The organism is Desulfonatronospira sp. (genome assembly GCA_003563255.1).
Taxonomy (GTDB): domain Bacteria; phylum Desulfobacterota; class Desulfovibrionia; order Desulfovibrionales; family Desulfonatronovibrionaceae; genus Desulfonatronospira.
Map to the genome: position 1 here is coordinate 1 of PWSL01000510.1, position 4,480 is coordinate 4,480.

A 4,480-nucleotide genomic window follows, 5' to 3' on the forward strand; every position below is an offset into this window, starting at 1 on the left:
GGGCACTCAGTTGTAGTTCCTGGCACAAGGTCTGGGGACTGTCCCCGCTAAGTACTATCTTTGAAGGTTCACACAACTTAGCGTTTGTCATATTTTAATTGTGCAGGAAAGGTGTTGCGGGGACTGTCCCCGGGCCGTTGTGGCACCCCTCCAAAAAAGCGCTGAACTGATACCTTAATTCGAATCAGCTGTGCCGGGTTGACATTGACTATTACTTCAAGGCAATTTAACACTACAGCAAAACATATTAATTTAGTAACAGTTTAGCCCTTTTTAAGGAAAGCAGGGGACAGTCTGAAAAAATTACATAGTTTCGCTGGAGAATTAACCATGCCACAAGAAGTCAGTTTTTTCAAGTGGATGCAAACTTGGTTCAAGGTATTGCTGTAATGCTGAGCTAAGGCCTGATTGTCAATACCGGGATGGGGGCGGCCTTGACGATTTTTTCAGCAACAGAGCCGAACAATATCCGGTCTATTCCCTTGCGTCCATGGGTGCCCATGATTATCATGTCCAAACCTTCCTTTTCGGCGTACTTGAGGATTTCTTCTGCAGCATAACCTGTAAGGACCTGTCCCGTGGCTTCAATGTCAGTAAAATTTTCCTGGATAAATATGTCCATGGTTTTTTCAGCCCCGCTGACTATTTCTCCCACAAAGTTCTCGATGGAAGTTGGCGGGACGTGAAAGCCAACATATTGCGACAGGCTGGGAGCAACATACACAACTTTTACAGCGGAGTTCAGTGGTTTAGCAAGGGTCTGGGCGTAATCAGCCACTCTGGAACTCATCTCAGAAAAATCAACAGCACACAGGATTTTTTTTACCTCGGCCATAAAGCCTCCTTTGCTGAGTGTTCATGGAAGTGAATGCATGGTGCCAAATGCTGATTAAAATAACAAGCATTTTGAAGAACGTTAAAAGGAGTAAAATGTTATGCCTATTTATGAATACTTTTGCCCCGAGTGCAACAGGGTGTTCGAAGAGCTGGTTAAAAAAAGCGGTTCAGAACTGATTAATTGCCCGGACTGCAGAAAGGATGTTACCTCCAACCGATGCATTTCTGCAGGAACCGCTATTACCAAGCGGGAGCCCCGGGGGTATACAGGAGCACCGCCTGTCCCCTCCTGCGGCCCAACTTGAGGGGTGTAAAGCCTGCTTTGGTTCAAAGCAGCAGATACAGGCATTTCCTCCGTGAGTAAAGGTTTGCGGCTGCCACATAAAGAAGTCCTTTTCCGCTGGAAGTTACACACTTATGGTGTCGAAGCTGTGAAACTTCATGGTGAAACCGGCCCGGCCCTGGGTTGCTGAGCGCAGATCGGTGGAAAAGCCGAACATTCTGCGCAGGGGTGCCAGGGAATGAATGATCTTTTGCCCCCTGCTGTCAAACATGTTTTCCACCCGGGCTGATTTTGAGCCCAGAAGGTTTACGCAATCACCCACAAAATCCGCTGGAGTGTGAATTTCCAGGTACATTATCGGTTCCAGCATAACCGGGCCGGCCTGGGTCAGGGCTTGTTTCACGGCCTGTACAGCAGCCAGCCTGAACCCTATGCTGTCGGCCCCCCTGGCTGATTGCATCTTTCTGACCCGAATATGAACGTCGGTCACTGGAAAGCCCTGTAGTGCACCTGCCTGCAGGGCATCTTCCACACCTTCGTAGACAGCATCCAGCCAGTCCCGGGACCAGTTTTCGTAGTCCACCTCCAGGCTGATGCGGTTGCCCCGGCCCCGGGCGCGGGGTTCAACCTGGACCTGGACCCATCCATAGTGAAAATCTTCCCCCAGTTCCCTGGCGTATTCCCCGTGGGCTTCAGCTTTTTCAGAAACCGTCTCCTGGTGCACAACCTGCGGGTTTCCAGCCCTGAAGTCCACCCCGTGTTCGCGCCTCATGCGGTGCAGGACCACGTCCAGGTGCAGTTCACCCATCCCGGAAACAATTATCTGGTCCGTTTCACTGTCACGTTCAAAAAATAAGGTCGGGTCCTCCTGCAGCATCTTGTCCAGGGCATGGGTAAGCTTATCCTCTTCCTGGCTGTTTCTGGGTTCCAGGGCCAGGGAGATGACCGGAACGTAATCGCTGATTTTTTCAAGGAGTATAGGATCGTCTTCACTGCACAGGGTATCGCCGGTTCGGGCGTCCTTCATGCCGGCAGCGGCGACTATCTCACCGGTTTCAGCCTGTTCCAGCTTTTCCCGGTGCCGGGCATGCACGGTGAAAAGCCTGGCCACTCTTTCCCGCACTCCCTGGGCGGAGTTGAAAACTGTTTCCCCGGCTTTTATACGCCCGGAGTATATGCGCAGAAAAACAAGCTTGCGGCCGGTCTCCATGCTGACCTTGAAAACCAGGGCGGACAGGGGGGCTTTGCTCTGGGCCTCGAAGGCTTTGCTCTTCTGGGTCCTGGGATCCAGGCCCTGAACCTGGGGTACATCCCATGGGGAGGGCAGAAACTCGCAGATAGCGTCCATAAGAGGCTGTATCCCGATGTTTTTCAGAGCAGCGCCTGCAAGAACCGGTACAGCCTTTAGATCCAGGGTAGTCTGCCGTATGACTGCCAGCAGTCGTTCAGGCGGTATGTCCCGGCCTTCCAGAAAATCCTCCATGATCCCGTCATCATGATCCGCAAGTGTCTCCAGCAGGATACTCCTCCATGTAGCAGCCTGCTTTTCTTCATCACTGTCCAGGTCAAGTCGTTCTATGGACCTTCCAAGGGACTGGTTTTCAAACATCAGCTTCTGCCCGGAGATGACGTCCAGGACAGCCCGGAATTCCTCCCCCTGGCCCAGTGGAACCTGTACCGGCAGCGGAACAGCATTCAGTTTGTTCCGCATGGCCTCCAGGACTGCCTCAAAATCAGCGCCCGGGCGGTCCATCTTATTGATAAAGGCCAGCTTGGGTATATGATATCTGGTGGATTGACGCCAGACTGTCTCACTCTGGGGTTCCACCCCGCCCACGGCACAAAATACGGCTACGGCGCCGTCCAGCACCCGCAGAGCCCGGTCCACCTCCACGGTGAAATCCACGTGCCCTGGAGTATCGATGATATTGATATTTTTATCCTGCCACCGGCAGGAGGTAAAAGCCGAGGCTATGGTGATGCCGCGCTCCTGTTCCTCCGGCGGAAAATCCATGGTGGCAGTGCCTTCATGCACCTCTCCCATGCGATGGATTTTCTGAGTGTAGTAAAGTATACGTTCAGTCAGGGTGGTCTTACCGGCGTCAATGTGAGCGATAATTCCGAGGTTCCTGACATTTTGCAGGTGGCTGGAAGATGATTTCTTGGTTGTCATGGGCTTACTGGCTATAACTACAGCGAAACTGATTAATTTACCTCCGGGGACTGTCTCTCCCCGCACCTGTTTTGTAAAACCTGAATGCGGGCTATGCCCGCAACGCAGTTCACCGGGTTGCGGGCATAGCCGGCGTTGGAAGTATCTCTGTTGTATCAATATGTTATCGATTCAAGGGCGAAGATGACCAGAACTGACGTCTGGACAAAAAAAACCTGCTGTCCAGGCCGGGCCAGACCCAGCATGCTTCCATACCAGGAGAAAGACCCAGGCAGGCCATGGTGTGTCTGAAGTATTCTTCAGGTCCGTAATATACATCCATATCCTGTTTTAAAAAATCGCTCAAGTCCATATCCAGAACCTGGACCGCCCCGGGGGCCAGGACAGAATTTGTTCCGGCCGCTATGAAGCTGACCTCGGGATTGGCCCATATCATGGCCTCCCAGTCCCAGTGTTCTTCTTTTCCGACCCATACAGCGGCCCTGCTGAAATGAACCGGTGATAAATGCAGCCAGTGCTGTTTGCCCAGGAAAAGATAGTTCTGCTCTGGAGAGTGTTTTTCTTTGGTAACTGAAAAAAAGATGCACTCCAACTTATCATCCAGGCTGTTTTTCCACTCTGTCAAATCGTCCAGGCTGAGGCAGAAAATGTTCTCGATACCCGCCAGTTCCAGGGCGGTTAAAAGGTCCGGAGGAAGTTCCGATTGGTCTTTATCAGGTATAAAGACAGCCGTTCCTGAGCCGGCATAGACTGCTGCAGGGACCATCAGGGCCAGGATCTTGTTCCAGGCTGCAGCATTGCTGTCAATAACCAGTCCCACAAACTCCACAGGCCTGGAGATGCTTGTCCCGGAAAGGGCGGAATCCTGATATACCAGGCGCTGAAAGTGTTGAGCCGGGTCCAGGCCGTAATGTGAACACAGGTGGGCAGTCTGCTTTTTCATCCAGGCCCGTCGCTGCAGGGAGGTCCCGGCATAGGCGGCAGCCATAATCTCATCGCTGACCAGGTAAGGCTCTAGTTCTGAAGTGATGCTCATATTTATTAAGAATACAGGGGAGTTAGGGGTTTAGTGACTTATTCCTGAAACCCTGTTACAAAAAACAAGAAAAATTTGAGCCATGGCGGGGGTTCAGCGCTTGGCAGTGGGACTGTCCCCGCACTTATTTTTGAAAATCTCATGGCTGTAA

At 51.9% G+C, this 4,480-nt stretch carries 4 protein-coding genes; 1 reads left to right on the forward strand and 3 read right to left on the reverse strand.

All coding sequences use genetic code 11. The features are described from left to right. Positions 1 to 397: 397 nt before the first annotated feature. Positions 398 to 835: a universal stress protein gene (locus QZP87_RS14900; RefSeq protein WP_291323716.1), complete on the reverse strand. Its 438-nt coding sequence runs from the start codon at positions 833 to 835 to the stop codon at positions 398 to 400. A gap of 100 nt (positions 836 to 935) precedes the next feature. On the opposite strand from QZP87_RS14900, the gene QZP87_RS15660 reads away from it, so the two are divergent. After that, the gene (locus QZP87_RS15660; RefSeq protein WP_363331030.1) at positions 936 to 1,142 is read left to right on the forward strand and encodes a zinc ribbon domain-containing protein; all 207 of its coding nucleotides are present in this window, start codon (positions 936 to 938) and stop codon (positions 1,140 to 1,142) included. Between the two features lie 102 nt (positions 1,143 to 1,244). Here the strand turns inward: QZP87_RS15660 and fusA are convergent, their stop codons facing one another. Together fusA and QZP87_RS14910 are read right to left on the reverse strand one after the other, a co-directional pair. Then, complete coding sequence (gene fusA / locus QZP87_RS14905; RefSeq protein WP_291323717.1) at positions 1,245 to 3,293, reverse strand: elongation factor G; 2,049 nt, start codon at positions 3,291 to 3,293, stop codon at positions 1,245 to 1,247. Between the two features lie 163 nt (positions 3,294 to 3,456). Next, positions 3,457 to 4,329: a hypothetical protein gene (locus tag QZP87_RS14910; RefSeq protein WP_291323718.1), complete on the reverse strand. Its 873-nt coding sequence runs from the start codon at positions 4,327 to 4,329 to the stop codon at positions 3,457 to 3,459. Positions 4,330 to 4,480 lie beyond the last annotated feature (151 nt).